This window comes from Deltaproteobacteria bacterium, from assembly GCA_026712905.1.
In the GTDB taxonomy this organism is placed as follows: Bacteria; Desulfobacterota; Binatia; order UBA9968; family JAJDTQ01; genus JAJDTQ01.
The window spans coordinates 24610-41698 of record JAPOPM010000218.1 but is presented as its reverse complement, the minus strand read 5'-3'; the positions used below and the strand labels follow the sequence as shown (position 1 = coordinate 41698).

Annotated in this window: 13 protein-coding genes; 9 read left to right on the top strand and 4 right to left on the bottom strand. The window is 67.4% G+C overall.

The genetic code is table 11. The annotated features are described in order from the left end of the window. Positions 1-61 precede the first annotated feature (61 nt). Positions 62-553: a TRAP transporter large permease subunit gene (locus tag OXF11_18105; protein ID MCY4489012.1), complete on the bottom strand. Its 492-nt coding sequence runs from the start codon at positions 551-553 to the stop codon at positions 62-64. 152 nt (positions 554-705) lie between these two features. Here OXF11_18105 and OXF11_18100 point away from each other — a divergent pair, with 152 nt between their 5' ends. Both OXF11_18100 and OXF11_18095 read left to right on the top strand, forming a co-directional pair. Continuing rightward, a complete protein-coding gene (locus tag OXF11_18100; GenBank protein ID MCY4489011.1) occupies positions 706-1782 on the top strand; it encodes an amidohydrolase family protein in 1077 nt (358 codons plus the stop codon). A 59-nt stretch (positions 1783-1841) separates the two neighbouring features. Further along, the gene (locus OXF11_18095) at positions 1842-2648 is read left to right on the top strand and encodes an alpha/beta fold hydrolase (GenBank protein ID MCY4489010.1); all 807 of its coding nucleotides are present in this window, start codon (positions 1842-1844) and stop codon (positions 2646-2648) included. A 22-nt stretch (positions 2649-2670) separates the two neighbouring features. On the opposite strand, the gene OXF11_18090 is transcribed toward OXF11_18095, so the two are convergent. Then, the gene (locus OXF11_18090; protein ID MCY4489009.1) at positions 2671-5565 is read right to left on the bottom strand and encodes a DNA topoisomerase III; all 2895 of its coding nucleotides are present in this window, start codon (positions 5563-5565) and stop codon (positions 2671-2673) included. Positions 5566-5821: 256 nt separating this feature from the next. On the opposite strand from OXF11_18090, the gene OXF11_18085 reads away from it, so the two are divergent. The 3 genes from OXF11_18085 to OXF11_18075 all read left to right on the top strand — a co-directional run bounded on the left by OXF11_18085 (position 5822) and on the right by OXF11_18075 (position 9067). Further along, complete coding sequence (locus tag OXF11_18085) at positions 5822-6649, top strand: alpha/beta hydrolase (GenBank protein ID MCY4489008.1); 828 nt, start codon at positions 5822-5824, stop codon at positions 6647-6649. A 40-nt stretch (positions 6650-6689) separates the two neighbouring features. After that, positions 6690-7874 (top strand): MFS transporter, encoded by a 1185-nt coding sequence (locus tag OXF11_18080; protein ID MCY4489007.1) that lies wholly within the window; start codon positions 6690-6692, stop codon positions 7872-7874. A 92-nt stretch (positions 7875-7966) separates the two neighbouring features. Next, on the top strand, positions 7967-9067 hold the full coding sequence (locus OXF11_18075; protein ID MCY4489006.1) for a hypothetical protein: 1101 nt from the start codon (positions 7967-7969) through the stop codon (positions 9065-9067). A gap of 105 nt (positions 9068-9172) precedes the next feature. Here OXF11_18075 and OXF11_18070 read toward each other — a convergent pair whose 3' ends face one another. After that, entirely contained in the window at positions 9173-9718 is a 546-nt protein-coding gene (locus OXF11_18070) for a hypothetical protein (protein ID MCY4489005.1), read from the bottom strand. A 2-nt stretch (positions 9719-9720) separates the two neighbouring features. Further along, positions 9721-11250 carry a tripartite tricarboxylate transporter permease gene (locus OXF11_18065; GenBank protein ID MCY4489004.1) on the bottom strand — a complete coding sequence of 510 codons (1530 nt, stop codon included), beginning with the start codon at positions 11248-11250 and terminating at the stop codon, positions 9721-9723. Positions 11251-11455: 205 nt separating this feature from the next. Here OXF11_18065 and OXF11_18060 point away from each other — a divergent pair, with 205 nt between their 5' ends. The 4 genes from OXF11_18060 to OXF11_18045 all read left to right on the top strand — a co-directional run bounded on the left by OXF11_18060 (position 11456) and on the right by OXF11_18045 (position 17049). Then, a complete protein-coding gene (locus OXF11_18060) occupies positions 11456-12325 on the top strand; it encodes a GRP family sugar transporter (protein MCY4489003.1) in 870 nt (289 codons plus the stop codon). An 87-nt stretch (positions 12326-12412) separates the two neighbouring features. Next, positions 12413-13480: a hypothetical protein gene (locus OXF11_18055; GenBank protein ID MCY4489002.1), complete on the top strand. Its 1068-nt coding sequence runs from the start codon at positions 12413-12415 to the stop codon at positions 13478-13480. 3 nt (positions 13481-13483) lie between these two features. After that, positions 13484-15847, top strand: a complete 2364-nt coding sequence (locus OXF11_18050) for a phosphoketolase family protein (GenBank protein ID MCY4489001.1) — start codon at positions 13484-13486, stop codon at positions 15845-15847. Beyond that, positions 15847-17049, top strand: coding sequence for an acetate/propionate family kinase (locus OXF11_18045; GenBank protein MCY4489000.1), 1203 nt, complete (start codon positions 15847-15849; stop codon positions 17047-17049). The genes OXF11_18050 and OXF11_18045 overlap by 1 nt, the downstream gene beginning before the upstream one ends. Positions 17050-17089: the final 40 nt, after the last annotated feature.

Sequence of the window (17089 nt, the reverse complement as noted above, 5' to 3'; positions counted from 1 at the left end):
GTCGTCTCCATGCGTTCGGCCAACTCCGCCTGCGTCAGTGCGGCACGCGTGCGGGCCTCGATCAGCATGCGCGACAACGCGAATTCCGGCTCAAGACGATCATAGGCTTCCCGGTACTCCGGGTCCTTGCTCCATTCCCGACGCAATGGGCCGCCAGCGTGAGCCCCGGAATCGCTCCGCCGATGAGAATCTTGGCCACCGAGATCTTGGCGATGGCGGCGAGGATGATGGCGAGCCCGCTGGGCGGGATCATCATGGCGAGTCCGCCGCCGCCGAGGATGCGTCCGAGGCTCATGGGCTTCTTGTAGCCCTGCTTCTCCATCTCAGGGGTGAGCACGGTGGCCATGACCGTGGAGCTGGCGAGGGAGGAGCCGCTCATGGTGGCGAACAGGGTGGCGAAGGCGATGCCCAGGATCGACAGCCGTCCCGGTATGCTGCCGAGCCAGTCGCCCAGCACCTGGAGCATGGTGTTGCCCATGCCCGAGTGGAAGCGGTTCGGGCGTCCTGCCAGCGCCGGTAGTAGCCGCAGGTCCGGCGCATGAACTGGATGCACAGCGACGCGGCGCCGACGGGGATGGGGATCAGAAGCGGGGACAGCGGCGGCTTGAGGGGGTTCTCGCCCGAAAAAGGCGTCTGTGGCGCCATTAACTGGAACCCGCCGGAGATGCTTGACACCTGTCCTTCCCCGGTCCTATCTTGGGCGCCATGCCAGTCATCGACGCAGACGCGCACGTGGACGAGACCGAGGAAACCTGGGCCTATATCGACGAGGCCTACAAGCGGCACACCCCGGTCACGGTGATGCAGGATCCCGCCAGCTCCGGCGGCACGCAGCCCCAGGGCTACAATCGCTACTGGTGCGTGGACGGGCGCTTCCTGGTGCGGCGCGTCCGGGACGACAAGCGCACGGAGACCACCGTGGAGACGCGCGAGCTGCTGGACGTGGCGGCGCGCCTGCGCCACATGGACGAACTCGGCATCGACGTCCAGGTGTGCTATCCGACCACGTTCCTGCTGCGCTGGAGGCCGCGGGACGACATCGAGCACGCGCTGCGCAGGGCCTACAATCGCTGGATGGCTGACCGCTGGAAGCTCAGCGACAACCGCCTCCGCTGGGTGGCTCTCCTGCCCATGGGCGACATGGACGAGGCCGTCAAGGAAATGCGCTTCGCCCGGGAGAACGGCGCCTGCGGGTGGATGAAGAAGGGGCTCGAATGCGGCAACCGGCGCGCGGGGGACTCCTACTTCTTTCCGCTGTACCGGGAGTCGGAGGCCCTCGACATGGCCGTGTGCGTCCACACCGGTACGGGCGACCCGACGCTCACCGACGCCGACGCCACGATCCTGAGCCTTCACAACATCACCACGCCGGTCATCGACGCTTTCAACTCGCTGGTCATGGCCGAGGTGCCGGCGAAGTTTCCCAAGCTGCGGGTGGGTTTCATCGAGGCCATGGCCTCGTGGGTGCCGTTTGCGCTGGCGGAGCTGCGCGCGCGTCACGAGCGTTCCCGCTGGTTGTTTTCGTTCGACCTGAGCACGAACCTGCTCAAGGAGTCGCGGTTCTACGTGGCGTGCCAGACGGTGGAGGACCTGCCGTACCTCATCCAGCACTGCGGCGAGGACAACCTCGTGGCGGGAACCGACTACAGCCACGCGGACCAGTCCGCCGAGATTCGCACCCTGAGCGTGTTGCGGGAGATGGGGGAGGAGGGCGTCATCACCCCCCGCCAGGCCGACAAGATCCTGGGGGACAACCCGGCCGCTCTGTATGGTCTTTCGTAGGCGTTACCTGGCCGAACAACATCCGGGCTCTGCAACGAGATACACAGGAGGTTCCAGCCGTGCCGATTCTGCAACGCGATGACGTGGAACTCTACTACGAAGTGACGGGCGAGGGCCGTCCTTTCGTCTTCATCAGCGAGACGGCGTGCGACGGCGACGTGTGGAAGATGTACCCGGTGCCGGAGTTCTCCAGGGACCACCGGTGCATCACCTTCGACTACCGCGGCACCGGCCGCTCCGGCAAGCCGTCCATCAAGTACAGCACGGACATGTTCGCCGATGACGTCGCCGCCATCATGGACCACGTGGGTGCCGGCGATGCGGTCGTATGCGGCCACTCCATGGGCGGCCGGGTGGCGCAACTCCTGGCCCTGGACCATCCGGGGAAGGTGAGCAAACTGATCCTGGCGTCCAGCGGAGCGTCGTTCCCCGACACCAAGGGGATACCCCTCAAGCTGGCCACGCAGATGGTGGAGATGGGCTACGAGCGCTACGTGAGCGACAGCTCCGTGGCGGTGGGTTTCACCGAGGCATTCGCCCGGCAGAACCCGGACCGCATCCAGGCCTATCTGGACGTGCGCATGTCCAACCCGTGCCCGCCTGAGTTTTACCTGCGCCACGTCATCGCGCGCCAGGAGCACGACACCAGCTACCGGCTGAAGGACATCACCGTTCCCACCCTGATCCTGGTGGGGGAGGACGACCGCAGCGTCACCAGCGACATGGACCACCGGACCTCGGCGGACATCCTGGCCGACGGCATCCCCGGCGCTCGCCTGGCGATTCTTCCCGGGGAGCGCCACAGCTACTTCTTCGCCAACCCGGAGGCATCGTTCAAAGCCATCCGGGAATTTCTGCAAGGATAAACGGGGCGGCCGCGGCGGGCGCTCACTCCCTCGGCGGAAACTCGAAACCGACCTTGCCCTTGTCGTCGAGGACGAGCCAGGCGGCGAACTGCCGGCCGGACTTGGAGGAGACGAACTCCGGCAGAAGGTCGGTCTTGCCGTCGGTCAGGAGCTTGGCCATCTGGACGCGATCTACGGGCTGCTCCAGAATGACCGTGCCGGACTTGAAGCGGCAGGGTTTCTGGTCCGCCTGGGACTTCTCGCACAGGTACTGCGACTGCCACTCGAAGACCCGGCCGCCGCAACGGGGGCACTTGCCCACGGGCTCCTGACCCGAGAAGTCGGCCTTGGCGGCGGGTTTGTCGGCGGCGGTTCCGGCGGTCTTCCTCGGCGGCCGCGGCTCGAACTCGAAACCGACCTTGTCGTCCTTGATCACCAGGAACGCCTTGAAGGAGCGGCCGGTGCGCGCGGAGACGAAGCCCGTCAGGAGGTCGGTCCTGCCCTCGGCCAGGAGCTTCATCATCTGCTCCCGCGGCACCTCCTGGCGCAGGATGATCTTGCCGGAGCTGAATTCGCAGGTGCGCGTGTCGCCCACCGCGTTCTCGCACACGTAGCGCATGGGCAGCTCGAACACGCGGCCGACGCAGCGCGAGCACTTGCCCAGGGGCTCCTGGTCGCTGAAGTCCGCTTGCGGCTCCCCCTCGCCCGCGCCGTTGCGCGTGTCGTTGCCGAAGTCGAAGGCGATCTTGTGCTCGGGCGACAGGTTCAGCACCGCGGCGAAGGGCCGTCCCTGCCGGCTGCGGAACCCCTGAAGCGGCCCGATCTGGCCCTTTCCGATGAGCGTCTCGATCTCCTCGGTGCTCAGCAGCCGTCCGGCGAGGATCTTGGGCAGGCTGAATTCGCAGTTGGCGCACTGGTAGTTGCGGTAGCGCTCGTGCACCTCGCCCTCGCACTTGGGGCACGGGGCCGCGAGGGAGCCGAAGTCCCCCGGGATGGTGTCGTGCTCGTACTGGCGCGCGCGGTCGACGATCTGCCGGGTCATCTCGGCGATCTCGCCCATGAACTCGTCGCGGCTTTTCTTGCCGCCCTGCATCTGGAAGAGCTGGTACTCCCAGTTGCCGGTCAACTCGGGCTTGGTGAGCTCCCGCACGCCCAGGCCGTTGAGCAACTCCATGAGCATGAAGGCCTTGGGCGTGGCCTGCAGCTCCTTGCCGTCGCGCACGATGTAGTCCTCGTCGATGAGCCCTTCGATGATGGACGCGCGGGTGGCCGAGGTGCCCAGCCCCTTGCCCGCCATGGCCGCGCGCAGGTCTTCGTCGGTCACAAGCCGGCCGGCGCCCTCCATGGCCCCGAGCAGCGTGGCCTCGGTGAAGCGCGCGGGCGGCCGCGTCTGGTTCTGCTTGACCTCGACGCCGGTGGTGTCCACCGGCACGGCCCCGGCGGTCGCGCCCGTGGGGTCCGCGCCGGCGGCACCGCCGTTGCCGGGAACGTCCCTGGAGACGCCATCCGCCGCGCCCGCGTCCGCGGACACGGCCCGCAGGGGCGCCAGCGTGGGCTCCTCGCCCTTCTGCGCGTTGTCCCGGCCGTGCACCTCGAGCCAGCCGGCCTTGACCAGGACCTTGCCGTTGGTGCGGAAGGGTTCGCCCTCCACGCGCGTGATCCGGGTGGTCTCCAGGTATTCGGCGGCGGGGTAGAAGATCGCCAGGAAGCGCCGGGTGACGAGGTCGTAGATCCTCTGTTCGATGTCGTTGAGGCGCTTGGGCGCCTCGGTGGTGGGAATGATGGCGAAGTGGTCCGATACCTTGGCGTTGTTGAAGATGCGTTTGTTGGGCTTGACCCAGTCCTGTTCCAGGATGTTGTCCGCGAAGGGCGCGTAGCTCGTGTCCTTGAGCATCCGCAGCGAGTCCTTGACGGTGCCCACGTAGTCCTCGGGCAGCGCGCGCGAGTCGGTACGCGGGTAGGTCAGCACCTTGTGGCGCTCGTACAGCGCCTGGGCGATCTGCACCGTGCGGTTCGCGCTCAGGCCGAAGCGCGCGTTGGCCTCCCGCTGGAGGCTCGTGAGGTCGAACAGCGGCGGCGGCGCCTGCCGCGTGGGCTTGCTTTCCTCGGTGGCGCTTCCGGCCTGGCCCAGGCACCTGTCGCGAATGGCCTCGGCCGCGGCCTCTTCCCAGATACGCTCGGGACGGGCGTGGGGCTCGCTGTCCTTCTTCCTGAACTTCTCGTCGAACCAGCGTCCCTGGTACTCGCCGCCTTCCGCCTGGAAACTGGCCGTCACCTCCCAGTAGGGCTCGGGTCTGAAGTCGCGGATGGCGGCCTCGCGCTCCGCGACGATGGCCAGGGTGGGGGTCTGCACCCGCCCGACGGTGGTCTTGTAGAACCCGCCGGGCTTGGAGTTGAACGCGGTCATGGCGCGGGTGCCGTTGATGCCCACGAGCCAGTCGGCCTCGGAGCGGCTCAGGGCGGCATCCGCCAGGGGCTGCATGTCCTCGTCCTCGCGCAACTCGACGAAGCCGTTGCGGATGGCGGCCGGGGTCATGGATTGGAGCCACAGCCGCTTGACGGGCTTCTTGGCCTTGGCGTGGCGCACGATGTTGCGGAAGATCAGCTCGCCCTCGCGCCCGGCGTCGCAGGCGTTGACCAAGGCATCCACGTCCCTGCGCTTGATCAGTTTGACGAGCGTCTTCAGCCGGGACGCGTTCTTTTGAATGGGCTTGAGATCGAAGTAGGGCGGAATCACCGGCAGGTTGGCGAAGCTCCATTTGCCCTTCTTCGCCTCGACCCCTTCCGGCGGGGTCTGCTCCAGCAGGTGACCCACGGCGGACGACAACACGTAGTCGTCGCTCTCGTAGTAGTCCTGGTGTCTCTTGAAGCCGCCCAGGGCCCTGGCCACGTCGGCGGCCACGGACGGCTTCTCCGCGATGATGAGCGCTTTACCCATGTTGCTTTCCGCACTGTTGTCCGGACGACGGCAGGGAATCCACGGTGTGCGCCCCTCCGCGCGTCCACCGTGAACAGTGCATATGTCTAATACAGGTATACCTGTCAAGCGCGCGGGAGCAAGCCGTTAGCGGTAGGGGGTCGATCCGTGTCATAAGGGGGGGCAGTGGATTCCGTGGAGCGTGACGGCCTCCCGGCCGTGGCCGCGGCGTTCCGCGGCCGCCCGTTCTTCGCCTGTCCATAGGAGGACCGCACCCATGCCCAACGTCAAGCTGCCCACCGGCGTCGACCTCTACTACGAGACCCACGGCCAGGGAGAACCGCTCATCTTCGTGCCCTCCACGGCCTATTCCGGCGCGGTGTGGAAGCCCTCGCAGATGCCGCTGGAGGACTCCCTGAACCTGATCTTTCATGACCCGCGCGGTTGCGGGCGCTCGGTGGCGCAGCAGAGCGTCTACACCATCGAGCTCATGGCCATGGACATCGTGGCGCTGATGGACCATATCGGCTGCCCGTCGGCCCACTTCATCGGCCATTCCATGGGCGGGCGCATCGCCCTGTCCCTGGCGCAGAACTTTCCCGGGCGGATCAAGAGCCTGATAATGGCCGCGGCCGGCTCGGGCACCGCGGGCCGCGCCGGCCCCGACTGCGTGCCGGGGCTGCCCTTCGAGTGGGTCCACGACATGGTGCGGATGGGTTTCGAGAAGTTCGTCTACGACGAGATCGTGGAGACCGATACCTTCTTCACCGACGCCTACCGGAAGTCGCACCGCGCCGACGTGGAAGCCTTCTTCAAGCTCGCCTGGGAGACCCACGCCAAGCTGCCGGAGTTCATCCAACTGGTCATGGCGCGGCACAGCTTCGAGGGCACGCACCGGCTGGGCGACGTGCGCTGCCCGACCATGGTGCTGATCGGCGACGGCGACACCCTGGGAAGCAACCACGTGGCGCAGGCCCAGGTGCTCAAGGACCGGATTCCGGGCGCGGAGCTGAAGGTCCTGGAAGGGCAGACCCACGGATTCTTCTGGGAGGACCCGGAGGGCACCAACGACGTCATCCTCTCCTGGGTGAAGCGCCATAGCTGAGCAAGCCGCGCCGTCCGGAAAACCCGGTGCCGCACCGCCCATGCCCGGTGAGGCGGCGAGGCCTTCCTTCTGGACGCGCACGTTCCTCCTGCTGTGCGTGTCGCAGTTCCTGGCCTACGGCCATCACGCGCTGCTGACGCCCACGCTGCCGCTCTACGTGGACCATCTTGGCGGCTCGCCCCTTACGGTGGGCCTGCTGCTGGCGGTCTTCAGCGCCAGCAGCATCCTCATCCGTCCTCTGCTGGGCACCTGGGTGGATACCCGCGGCGAGACCTTCGTCCTCAGCCTGAGCTGCGTCGGGCTGTGCCTGACGGTGCTCATCTTCATCGTCCCCTACGTCGAGGGGGCGTTCACGGCCAACATCCTCCGGGGCTTTTCCTGGGCCGGCATCAACACCAGCGGCTACGCGTTCCTGGCGGCCGCCGTGCCCGGCGACCGGCGCGGCGAGGCCAGCGGCTACTACTCGGGCATCCAGGCCAGCTCCTCGGTGTTCTTCCCCACCGTGGCCCTGTGGATGATCGAGCTGCCGGCGGGCGGCTACGCGAGCGTCTTCGTGCTGTCGAGCGCCGTGGCGCTCCTTGGGGCCTTGCTCGCCCACGTGTGCGGGCGGGGCGTTCAGCGACAGGCGGGAGGCCCGCCCGCGCGCGCCGCCAGGGTGCCGTTCCGTGACCGTACCTGGTTCGACCGCTCCATCGTGTTCGTGGCGCTGCTGCTCTTTTGCCTGAACCTGCCCTGGTCCGGCCTGACCTCCTTCATCGTCCTCTACGCCCGGGAGGTGGGCATCGACAGCCTGGGCTGGTACTTCGTGGCCATCGGCTGCGCGAGCCTCGTGGGCCGCCCGCTTTTGGGCCGGGTCTCCGACCGCATCGGCCGCGTGCCCGCGGTGGTCGGCGCCTACCTCCTGGAGATGGCCGGGGTCGGGCTGGTCTTGCTGGCGCGAGACGTGACCATGATGATGACCGCCGGGGTGCTCTTCTTCCTCGGCTACGCCATGGGCGTCTCCACCACCCTCGCCCTCGCCATGGAGCGCGCCGACCCGCGCCGCCGCGGCGTCGCCATGGCCACCTTCTCCATCGCCTTTCCGCTGGGTTCGGGCCTCGGCGCCGCGGTGGCCGGCGGCGTCATCGCGCTCGTGGGCTACCGCGGCATGTACATGAGCCTCATCGGCGTGCTGGTGTGCGGGCTGCTGCTGACCTTGGGCCGGAGGGCGGCGTTGGCGAAATGATGTTTGTCGATAGGAGCGGCCCTGTGTTAACTTGTTGCCCCGACCTGGTGGCATGGCGCCTCGCATGGTCAAAACTTTCAGAGGAGGTATGCATGTTTTCCAAGTTGTTCAACGGAAAGAGCGGATCGCCAAGGATCGTCGCCGGCGTTTTCGCCGCGGTGCTGGCGGCCTCGCTGCTGGTCCCGGCGGGCGCGTGGGCGCAGCGCTCGGACGCGGAACTGAAGACGCTGTTCGAGTCGAAGCCGGTGACCATCATCGTGGGCTCGGCCCCGGGCGGCGGCTACGACACGTTTTCCCGGATGGTGGCACGGTTCGTGACAGCGTATCTGCCGGGGGACCCGTCCTTCATCGTCCGCAACGTTCCGGGAGCGGGCCAGCTTCGCGGGCTGCGCCGGGCCATGAAGGCCAAGCCGGACGGCTTGACACTGGGGTTGCTGCATCCCCGCTTCGTTCAGCGTGAGCTGGCCGGCACGGACGTGCCCGACTTCGATCTCAAGACGGTGCGCGTGCTGGGAAGCCCGAGCGCCGGCGCGGTGCCGCGCATCTGGTGCGTACGCCGCAACATCGGCGCCAGCTACGCGGATCTGGTCAAGCGCGGCCAACCCGTGACCAGCGGCGGCAACGCCCCGGGCGCGGCATTCGGTATCGGACCCCAGTTCGTGCAGGAGCTGGGCGGTCCCATCAAGATGGTCTACGGCTACGGCGGTACGTCCGAGATCATGGCCGCCTTCGACCGCGACGAGATGGAAGGCGTCGACCGTTGCGTGAAGGAGAACGTGCCGCGGCTGTTCCCGAAGTGGATCACCGACAAGAAGGTAGCGCCCATCTTCTGGTGGGAGAAGGAGCCCTCCAAGGACTGGATCGGGAAGCTCGGAGCCACCAAGGTGCCGCACATCTTCGACGTCGTGAAACCCACCGAAGAGCAGAAGAACGCCTTCCTCGTGGCGCAGCAGTTCAACACGTTCAGCCGGATCTTCGTGCTGCAGCCCGGGGCACCGGATGACGTCTACAACGTGTGGAAGAAGGCCTTCGAGGCCACCACCAAGGATGCCGGGTTCCTGAAGGCCGCGGCGGTGGCGGGTCTGGATGTCGCGTTGGGCACGGCCGAGGACTTCCAGGCGGGTCTCAAGCGTTACGAAACGCTGACGCCGAACGGCGAGAAGCTGCTCAAGAACCTCATGGGCATCAAGTAGTCCGGGCTCTTCGGAAGCGGCGGACCCTCCGCCGGCTTCAACCGCCCCTCGGGGCAAAGAAAACGGCCATCCGTCACTTGGCGGATGGCCGTTTTCGCGTCCGGGTCACCCCCAGAACAGCCTGAGGAGCGGCGGGTCGTGCCACGTGGCGTGGAGGAAGTGGTCGTAGACCCCCACGATCAGCGCCAGGAAGAGAAGCCCCAGGACCGTGGACCAGATCCACCCGGCGCGGCCGTAGACGAGCACGTAGAAAAAGACGCCCAGCGGGATGGCGATGTGGAATCCCACGAGCCAGATGGCGCCGTAGAGGGCCAGGATGTAGAGGCAGATGCGCGCGAATCGCCGTCGTTCGCCCCGGGGGTCGGCGCCGGTGCGGAAGCCCAGGTCCATGATCTGCTCGGATGATGTCTCACGGGCGCTGCGTATCAGGACGAACAGCCGCGCGAACCAGAAAGGCGTTCCTATCCCGATGGCGATGCGCGGCATCAGGGCCGAGCCCTCGGGCCAGGAGAAGGACTCGACGAACATGTAGATGAAGAAAAAGCCGACCACGGCCAGCAGGATGATCTCTCCCACCACCTCCATGGAGAAGCCGCGCGGCGTCCCCGCGGTCCCCTTGCCGGCGTTCATCTCGGTGCCTTCTTCCATCATGCCTACTCCGGTGCGGTATCGCCCGTTTCCCTCGCGGATTCCTCCGCCGCCCTCTTGGCCCCCTGCTGCATGCGCAGGCTCACCACCATGACGAACACCATCACCGCGATGATGGTCAGGAACTGCGGGCGCTGGAACATCGCCCAGCCGTAGCTGTTGGCCGACAGCCAGAGGTACTTCTCCACGATGTCCGCCAGCACCACGGCGATGAGGATCGGCGGGCGCGGCCAGCCGTAGCGCTTCATGAACAGGCCCAGCACGGCGAAGGCCAGCACCAGGCCCAGGTCTTCCATGGAATAGGTGGACTGGAAGGCGGCCAGGGTCACCAGCGCGATGATGATGGGCGCGAGGATGTTGGGGGAGACGGCGGCGATGCGCGTCATGTAAGGGGCGAAGTAGAGCATGATGGGCACGACGATGACGTTGCCCAGCACGATGGTGTAGACGAGGCTGATGGTGAGATCCAGGTGCTCGGTGAGCATGGCCGGACCGGGCTGGACCCCGGACAACACCAGGATCGCCAGCATGATGGCCATGCCGCCGCTGCCCGGTATGCCGAACACCACCGTCGGGATGAGCACGCCCCCGTCCACCGAGTTGTTGGCCGAGTCCGCCGCGATGACGCCGCGCACGTCGCCCTTGCCGAAGGTCTCCATGGCGCCCTTCTCGGTGTGGCGCGCCTGGGCGTAGGCGATCCAGTGCGCCCCGGAAGAGCCGATGCCCGGCATCATGCCCACGAAGGTGCCGATGAGCGACGAGCGCACCAGCAGCCACTTGTTGTTGAGGGCCTCGCGCATGCCCTTGTAGACGTCCTTGTCCGCCTCCTTGAGCATGGTCTCGAGACGTTCCCGCGCGATGGGGGTGTTGGACACCACCAGGTCGATGACCTCGGGCAGGGCGAACAGTCCGATGACCACGGGAGCCAGGGGGATGCCGTCCCACAGGTAGTCGAAGCCGAAGGTGGTGCGGGTGTTGCCGCCGATGACGGAGAAGCCGATCATGGAGATGGCGAGGCCGAAGCAGGCCGTGAGCATGCCCTTGACGAAGGCTCCCGAGCTGACGATGGCCACGCACATGAGGCCGAGCAGTGACAACAGGAAGAACTCGGCGGCGCCGAAGAGCCGCAGCAGCTCACGGGAGACGGGCAGCGCCAGCAACAGCGCGACCGCGCCGATGATGCCGCCCACGAGCGTGCACATGTAGCTGGCCCCGAGGGCGACGCCCGCCAGTCCCTGGCGCGCCATGGGATAGCCGTCGAGGATGGTCGCCTGGGCCGAGCGCGCGCCGGGAATTCCCATGAGGATGGAAGGCACGGGCTCGGTGATGTCGCTGGCCGCCAGGAAGAACACGACCGCGGTCACCGTGATCCACGGGTCCACGTAGCCCGCGAAGCCCAACAGCACCACCGCGATGGGCAGGTTCCCCCCGGGCATGAGCCCCGACACCAGCGCGATGGGCAGCATCACCAGCATCGCCAGGATCGGGCCCAGGGAAAAAAGCCTTTCCGCCGCGCTTATGGCAGCTTCCCACATAGAAACCCCTTGAATCCCTTGAACTATCGTCCGATGGCCTTGGAAGGCGAAGTGCTGACTTGCCATGACCGTCGGGCGCTGTCAACTTCCGCGTTCGCATTTCCGCGGGTTCCGGGCTACGTCAAGGAACGACGCGGGGCTCCACTCCACCGGTCCGCCCCGGCCCGCCCGCACGACGTGCCCAGCCTCTGCCGCGCGAAATGTGATGATCGCCGAACTCCTCGCCCTGCTCACCGCGTTCTCCTACGCCACCGCCAATGTTTCGGCCCGTTTGGGGCTGCGCTACTCCACTCCCAACACCGCTGTATTGTTGTCCCTCATCGTGCACGCGGTGGGGTTGTCGGTTGTGGTCCTCTTCACCAGTGGCATTCCGGCGGTTCCGCCGGAGGCGCTCTATCTGGTCATCATCACCGGCGTGCTGCAGACGCTGTTGCGCTTCTGCCATTACCTGGCGATCTCCAAGGTCGGTGTCTCCCGGGCGGTGACCCTCCGCAATACGTACCCGATGCTCACCGTGTTCATCGGCGTCATGATCCTCGGGGAGGAGACCAACGCGCTCAACCTCCTCGGCGTGGCCTCCATCGTCATCGGCACGGGCCTCACGTCCTGGCGCATGGACGAACTGGTACCGGGCTTTCGCCGCTGGTACCTCGTGCTGCCGGCGGCCACCTCGCTCATCACGTCCACCGTGCACCCGATGCGGCGCTACGTCATGACCTTGGCCGACGAGCCGCTTTTCTTCGCGGCCGTGGTGGGCGTGGTGTCGCTGGGCTGTTTCAGCACCTACCTGGCCCTGCCGCTGCCGCGGGAGAAGGTGGTCTGGCACCCCAAGGCGATCGTGCCTCTGACGCTGTCCGGAGTGTGCGAGACCAGCGCGATCCTGCTGCTGTTCTTCGCCCTGGCGGCGGGTCCGGTGGTGGTGGTGTCGCCCATCGCCGCCACCTCGCCGGTGTGGACCGTGATCCTCGCGAGCATCCTCCTGCGGCAGGTCGAACGCACCACCCCCACCGTGGTCGTGGGTACGCTCCTGGTGGTGGCCGGCGCCATCTTCGTGACACTGGGGCGGTACCTGTAGAGGGGCATTGACCTGCGAGGCGGCCCCATTATACTTTCCGCCAAGTCCAGGGGGATCGCCGCACCGCGACCCCGAAGGAGGAATTCCATGGCCAAGGCAAAAGTGTTCATTTTCGCGCCCAACGACGAGAAGGGCGAATCCCACAAGAAGCTCCAGGACAACGGCTGCGAGCTGGTGCTGGGAAGGGCCGGCTGGCACAACCCGCTGGGGGACAACGAGGCGGAGATGGTCGGCATGGCGGAGGGAGCGCACGCGCTCGTGGGGACGTCCATCCGCAGCTCTCCCATCACCCAGGCCGTCATGCAGGCGTCCAAGGACCTCCGGGTGGTGGCCAAGTACACTATCGGCGTGGACGACGTGGACGTGGACGCGGCCACGGAGATGGGCATCATGGTTTGCCACGCGCCCACCGAGTCCAACTGGGGCGGCGTCGCCGAGGGCACCATCACCGGCATGCTCACCATGCTCAAGCGCTCGCGCGAGCGCGACCGCCATCTGAAGTCCGGCGGCGAATGGCGCGACCCGGCGCACCAGGGAACCTACGTGGGCTCCCGCGAGATGGACGGCTACCCCGGCATCGTCCTGGGCATCATCGGGCTCGGGCGCATCGGCACCCGCGTGGCCAAGCTCATGAAGCCCTGGGGCATGCGCATGATCGCCTGCGATCCCTACGTGGCCGACGAGAAGTTCGCCGAGGCCGGCGTCGAGAAGGTGGACATGGCCACGCTCCTGCGGGAGTCGGACGTCGTGTCGCTCCACGTGGTGCTCACCAAGGAGACCCGCCACATGATGGGCACGGAGCAGTTCGCGCAGATGAAGAAGGACGCCATCTTCATCAACACGTCCCGCGGCTACTGCGTCAACGAGCCGGACCTGGCCGAGGCGCTGGGCGACGACGTCATTTCGGGCGCGGTCCTGGATGTATTCGAGGACGAGCCCCTGTCCATGGACAGTCCGCTCCGGAAGCTCGGCGACAAGGTGATCCTGTCGCCCCACATGGTGTCGTCCAACAAGGGCAGCGGACTCTACCCCGGCGTGGTCTGGGCCACGGAGTCGGTGCTCACCGCGCTTCGCGGCGAGGTCCCGGACAACGTCTACAACAAGGAAGTCATCGAGCAGTGGAAGAGCCGCTTCGGCGGCAAGAGCGTGCTGTAGCCCATGTTCGGCGCGGTCTCCGAAGCCGAGTTGCAGGCGCTCCACGCCTACTGGCGCGCCGCCAACTACCTTTCCGTCGGGCAGATCTATCTGCTCGACAACCCGTTGCTGAAGGAGCCGCTGGCCGCCGCCCACATCAAGCCGCGGCTCCTGGGCCATTGGGGTACCACCCCCGGGCTGAACTTCATCTACGCGCATCTGAACCGCGTGATCCGGGCGCGTGATCTGGACGTCATCTACGTGGCCGGCCCGGGCCACGGCGGCCCCGGGCTCGTGGCCAACACCTACCTGGAGGGGACCTACAGCGAGGTCTACCCGGACGTGTCCCGGGACGAGGCGGGGATGCGCCTGCTCTTCAAGCAGTTCTCGTTTCCCGGCGGCATCCCCAGCCACGTGGCCCCGGAGACCCCCGGTTCCATCCACGAGGGGGGTGAGCTGGGCTACGCGGTTTCCCACGCCTACGGCGCGGCGCTGGACAACCCGGACCTGATCGTCGCCTGCGTGGTGGGCGACGGCGAGGCCGAGACCGGGCCGCTGGCGGCGGCGTGGCACTCCAACAAGTTCCTCAACCCCGCGCGGGACGGCGCCGTGCTGCCCGTCCTCCATCTGAATGGGTACAAGATCGCCAATCCCACGATCCTCGCACGCATCGGCCGCGACGAGCTGGAGAGCCTGTTCGTGGGCTACGGCTACGAGCCGTATTTCGTGGAAGGCTCGGATCCCTCCGAGATGCACCGGCTCATGGCCGGGACCCTGGACACGGTCGCGGACCGGATCCGCGCCATCCAGGAGGAGGCGCGCGCCGGCGGCGTGACCACACGCCCGCGCTGGCCCATGATCGTCCTGCGCACCCCCAAGGGGTGGACCGGCCCCAAGGAGGTGGACGGGCTCAAGGCCGAGGGCTATTGGCGCTCCCACCAGGTACCGCTTGCCGAGTTGGCGGCCAAGCCGGACCACGTGCGCCTCCTGGAGGAGTGGATGAAGAGCTACCGCCCGGAGGAGCTCTTCGACGAGACCGGGCGGTTCGCGCCGGAGCTGGCGGCGCTGGCGCCCGAGGGGACGCGGCGCATGGGCGCCAACCCCCACGCCAACGGCGGCCTGCTGCTCAAGGACTTGAGGATGCCGGACTTCCGGGACTACGCCGTGGCGGTGCCGCGGCCCGGCGGCACCGTGGGCGAGAGCACCCGTGTCATGGGGCGCTTCCTGCGGGACGTCATGAAGCGCAACCTGGAGAGCCGCAACTTCCGCGTGTTCGGCCCCGACGAGACCGCGTCCAACCGCCTCGGCGCCGTGTTCGAGGTCACCGACCGCGTGTGGATGGCGGAGACCCTCCCCGAGGACGACCACCTGGCCCCCGACGGCCGGGTGATGGAGATCCTGAGCGAACACACCTGCCAAGGGTGGCTCGAAGGGTACCTGCTCACCGGGCGGCACGGCTTTTTCTCCACCTACGAGGCCTTCGTGCACGTGGTGGATTCCATGTTCAACCAGCACGCCAAGTGGCTCAAGACCACCCGGAGCCACATCCCCTGGCGGCGCCCCATCGCCTCCCTGAACTACCTGCTGACGTCCCACGGGTGGCGCCAGGACCACAACGGCTTCAGCCACCAGGAGCCGGGCTTCGGCGATCACGTGGCCGACAAGAAGGCCGACGTCATCCGGGTGTACTTTCCGCCCGACGCCAACACGCTGCTCTCGGTCACCGACCACTGCCTGCGCAGCCGCGACTACGTCAACGTCATCGTCGCGGGCAAGCAGCCCGAGCCTCAGTGGCTGGACATGGACGCGGCGGTCAAGCACTGCAACGCGGGCATCGGCATCTGGAAATGGGCGAGCACCGACGAGGGTGCCGAGCCCGACGTGGTCATGGCCTGCTGCGGCGACGTCCCCACCATCGAGACCCTGGCGGCGGTGGACCTCTTGCGCGACCACGTTCCCGACCTGAAGATCCGCGTGGTGAACGTGGTGGACCTGATGAAGCTGCAGCACTCGGAGGACCACCCCCACGGGCTCGACCACCATGAATTCGACGTGCTCTTCACCAAGGACCGGCCCGTGATCTTCGCCTATCACGGCTATCCCTACCTGATCCATCGCCTCACGTACCGGCGCACCAACCACGCCAACCTCCACGTGCATGGCTACAAGGAGGAAGGCGCCACCACGACGCCGTTCGACATGACCGTGCTCAACGAGCTGGACCGCTTCCACCTAATGGAGGCGGTCATCGACCGGGTCCCAAGGCTGGGAAACATCGCCGCCTACGCCAAGCAGGCGGTGCGCGACAAGCTCGTCGACCACCGGCAGCACATCGTCCGCTACGGCGAGGACCTGCCGGAGATTCGCCACTGGACGTGGTCCCGCTGATGGGAGTGGATCCGGCGATCTCCATTCTGTCACTCAACAGCGGCTCCTCTTCCCTCAAGTTCGCGCTCTACAAGTTGGAACCCGCGGGCGAGACGTTGCTGGTGTCCGGCGCGGTTGAGCGCATCGGCTTGGCGGAGGGGCTCCTGTGGGTGCGCGGCGCGGATCGAGGCCGGTCCCTTCTCCTGGAGCGGAAGGAAGATTTCCCCGACCATGAGGCCGCGGTGGACGCGGTCTTCGGCGTGGCCGCCCGATTGCGCCTGCCGGAGCCCGGCGCCGTCGGGCACCGGGTGGTGCACGGTGGAGCGGACCACACGGCTCCCGAGCGCGTGGACGCGCGCCTGCTGGCGGATCTTCGCGCCCTCGTCCCCTTGGCGCCACTGCATCTGCCCGGCGCCGTCGCGGGCATCGAGGCCGTGGCCGCGCGTTTCCCGGATCTCCCGCAGGCGGCGTGCTTCGATACGGCCTTCCACCGGCGCCTGCCGGAACTGGCCCAGCGTTTCGCGCTGCCCGCCGCCCTGTGGCAGGCAGGCGTGCGCCGCTACGGTTTCCACGGCCTGTCCTACGAGTACGTCCTGGAGGCACTGGGGGACGCGGCGCGCGGCCGGGTCGTCATCGCGCATCTGGGGAACGGCGCCAGCATGGCGGCGGTGCGCGACGGCATACCGGTGGATACCACCATGGGCTTTACCCCGGCCGGCGGCCTCATGATGGGAACGCGTAGCGGCGACCTCGACCCCGGGGTCCTCATCCACCTGATGCGCGAGCGCGGCTGGAGCGCGGCCGAGGTCGAGCGATTGGTGAGCCGCGACGCCGGCCTGCTGGGCGTCTCCGGCCTGAGCCCCGACATGAAGACCCTGCTGGAGGCGCGCGCGCAGAACCCGCAAGCGGCCCTGGCCGTGGATCTCTTCTGCTACCAGGCGCGCAAGCACATCGGCGCCCTGGCCGCCGCCCTCGGCGGCCTCGACACCCTGGTCTTCACCGGCGGCATCGGCGAGCGCGCCGCCCCGGTCCGCCAACAAATCTGCGAAGGACTCGCCCACCTCGGCATCGAGATCGACCCCGAACGCAACCAGGGCCACTCCGGCACCATCAGCACTCCCCGGAGCCGCTGCGCCGTACGCGTCATCCCCACCGACGAGGACCTGATGATCGCGCGGCACACGCGCCGGCTGCTCTTTCCGGGGGGTGCGGGGAAGGGGTGACGTCGGACGGCGTGTGCCGATGCAGCGGAAGCGGCCTCTT

Excerpts from the sequence above, each read along its gene's own strand:
- OXF11_18065 (MCY4489004.1), bottom strand. The coding sequence starts at position 11,250 with ATGTGGGAAGCTGCCATAAGCGCGGCGGAAAGGCTTTTTTCCCTGGGC.
- OXF11_18055 (MCY4489002.1), top strand. The coding sequence starts at position 12,413 with ATGGCCAAGGCAAAAGTGTTCATTTTCGCGCCCAACGACGAGAAGGGC.
- OXF11_18085 (MCY4489008.1), top strand. The coding sequence starts at position 5,822 with ATGCCCAACGTCAAGCTGCCCACCGGCGTCGACCTCTACTACGAGACC.
- OXF11_18045 (MCY4489000.1), top strand. The coding sequence starts at position 15,847 with ATGGGAGTGGATCCGGCGATCTCCATTCTGTCACTCAACAGCGGCTCC.
- OXF11_18075 (MCY4489006.1), top strand. The coding sequence starts at position 7,967 with ATGTTTTCCAAGTTGTTCAACGGAAAGAGCGGATCGCCAAGGATCGTC.
- OXF11_18080 (MCY4489007.1), top strand. The coding sequence starts at position 6,690 with ATGCCCGGTGAGGCGGCGAGGCCTTCCTTCTGGACGCGCACGTTCCTC.
- OXF11_18100 (MCY4489011.1), top strand. The coding sequence starts at position 706 with ATGCCAGTCATCGACGCAGACGCGCACGTGGACGAGACCGAGGAAACC.
- OXF11_18070 (MCY4489005.1), bottom strand. The coding sequence starts at position 9,718 with ATGATGGAAGAAGGCACCGAGATGAACGCCGGCAAGGGGACCGCGGGG.
- OXF11_18090 (MCY4489009.1), bottom strand. The coding sequence starts at position 5,565 with ATGGGTAAAGCGCTCATCATCGCGGAGAAGCCGTCCGTGGCCGCCGAC.
- OXF11_18050 (MCY4489001.1), top strand. The coding sequence starts at position 13,484 with ATGTTCGGCGCGGTCTCCGAAGCCGAGTTGCAGGCGCTCCACGCCTAC.
- OXF11_18060 (MCY4489003.1), top strand. The coding sequence starts at position 11,456 with ATGATCGCCGAACTCCTCGCCCTGCTCACCGCGTTCTCCTACGCCACC.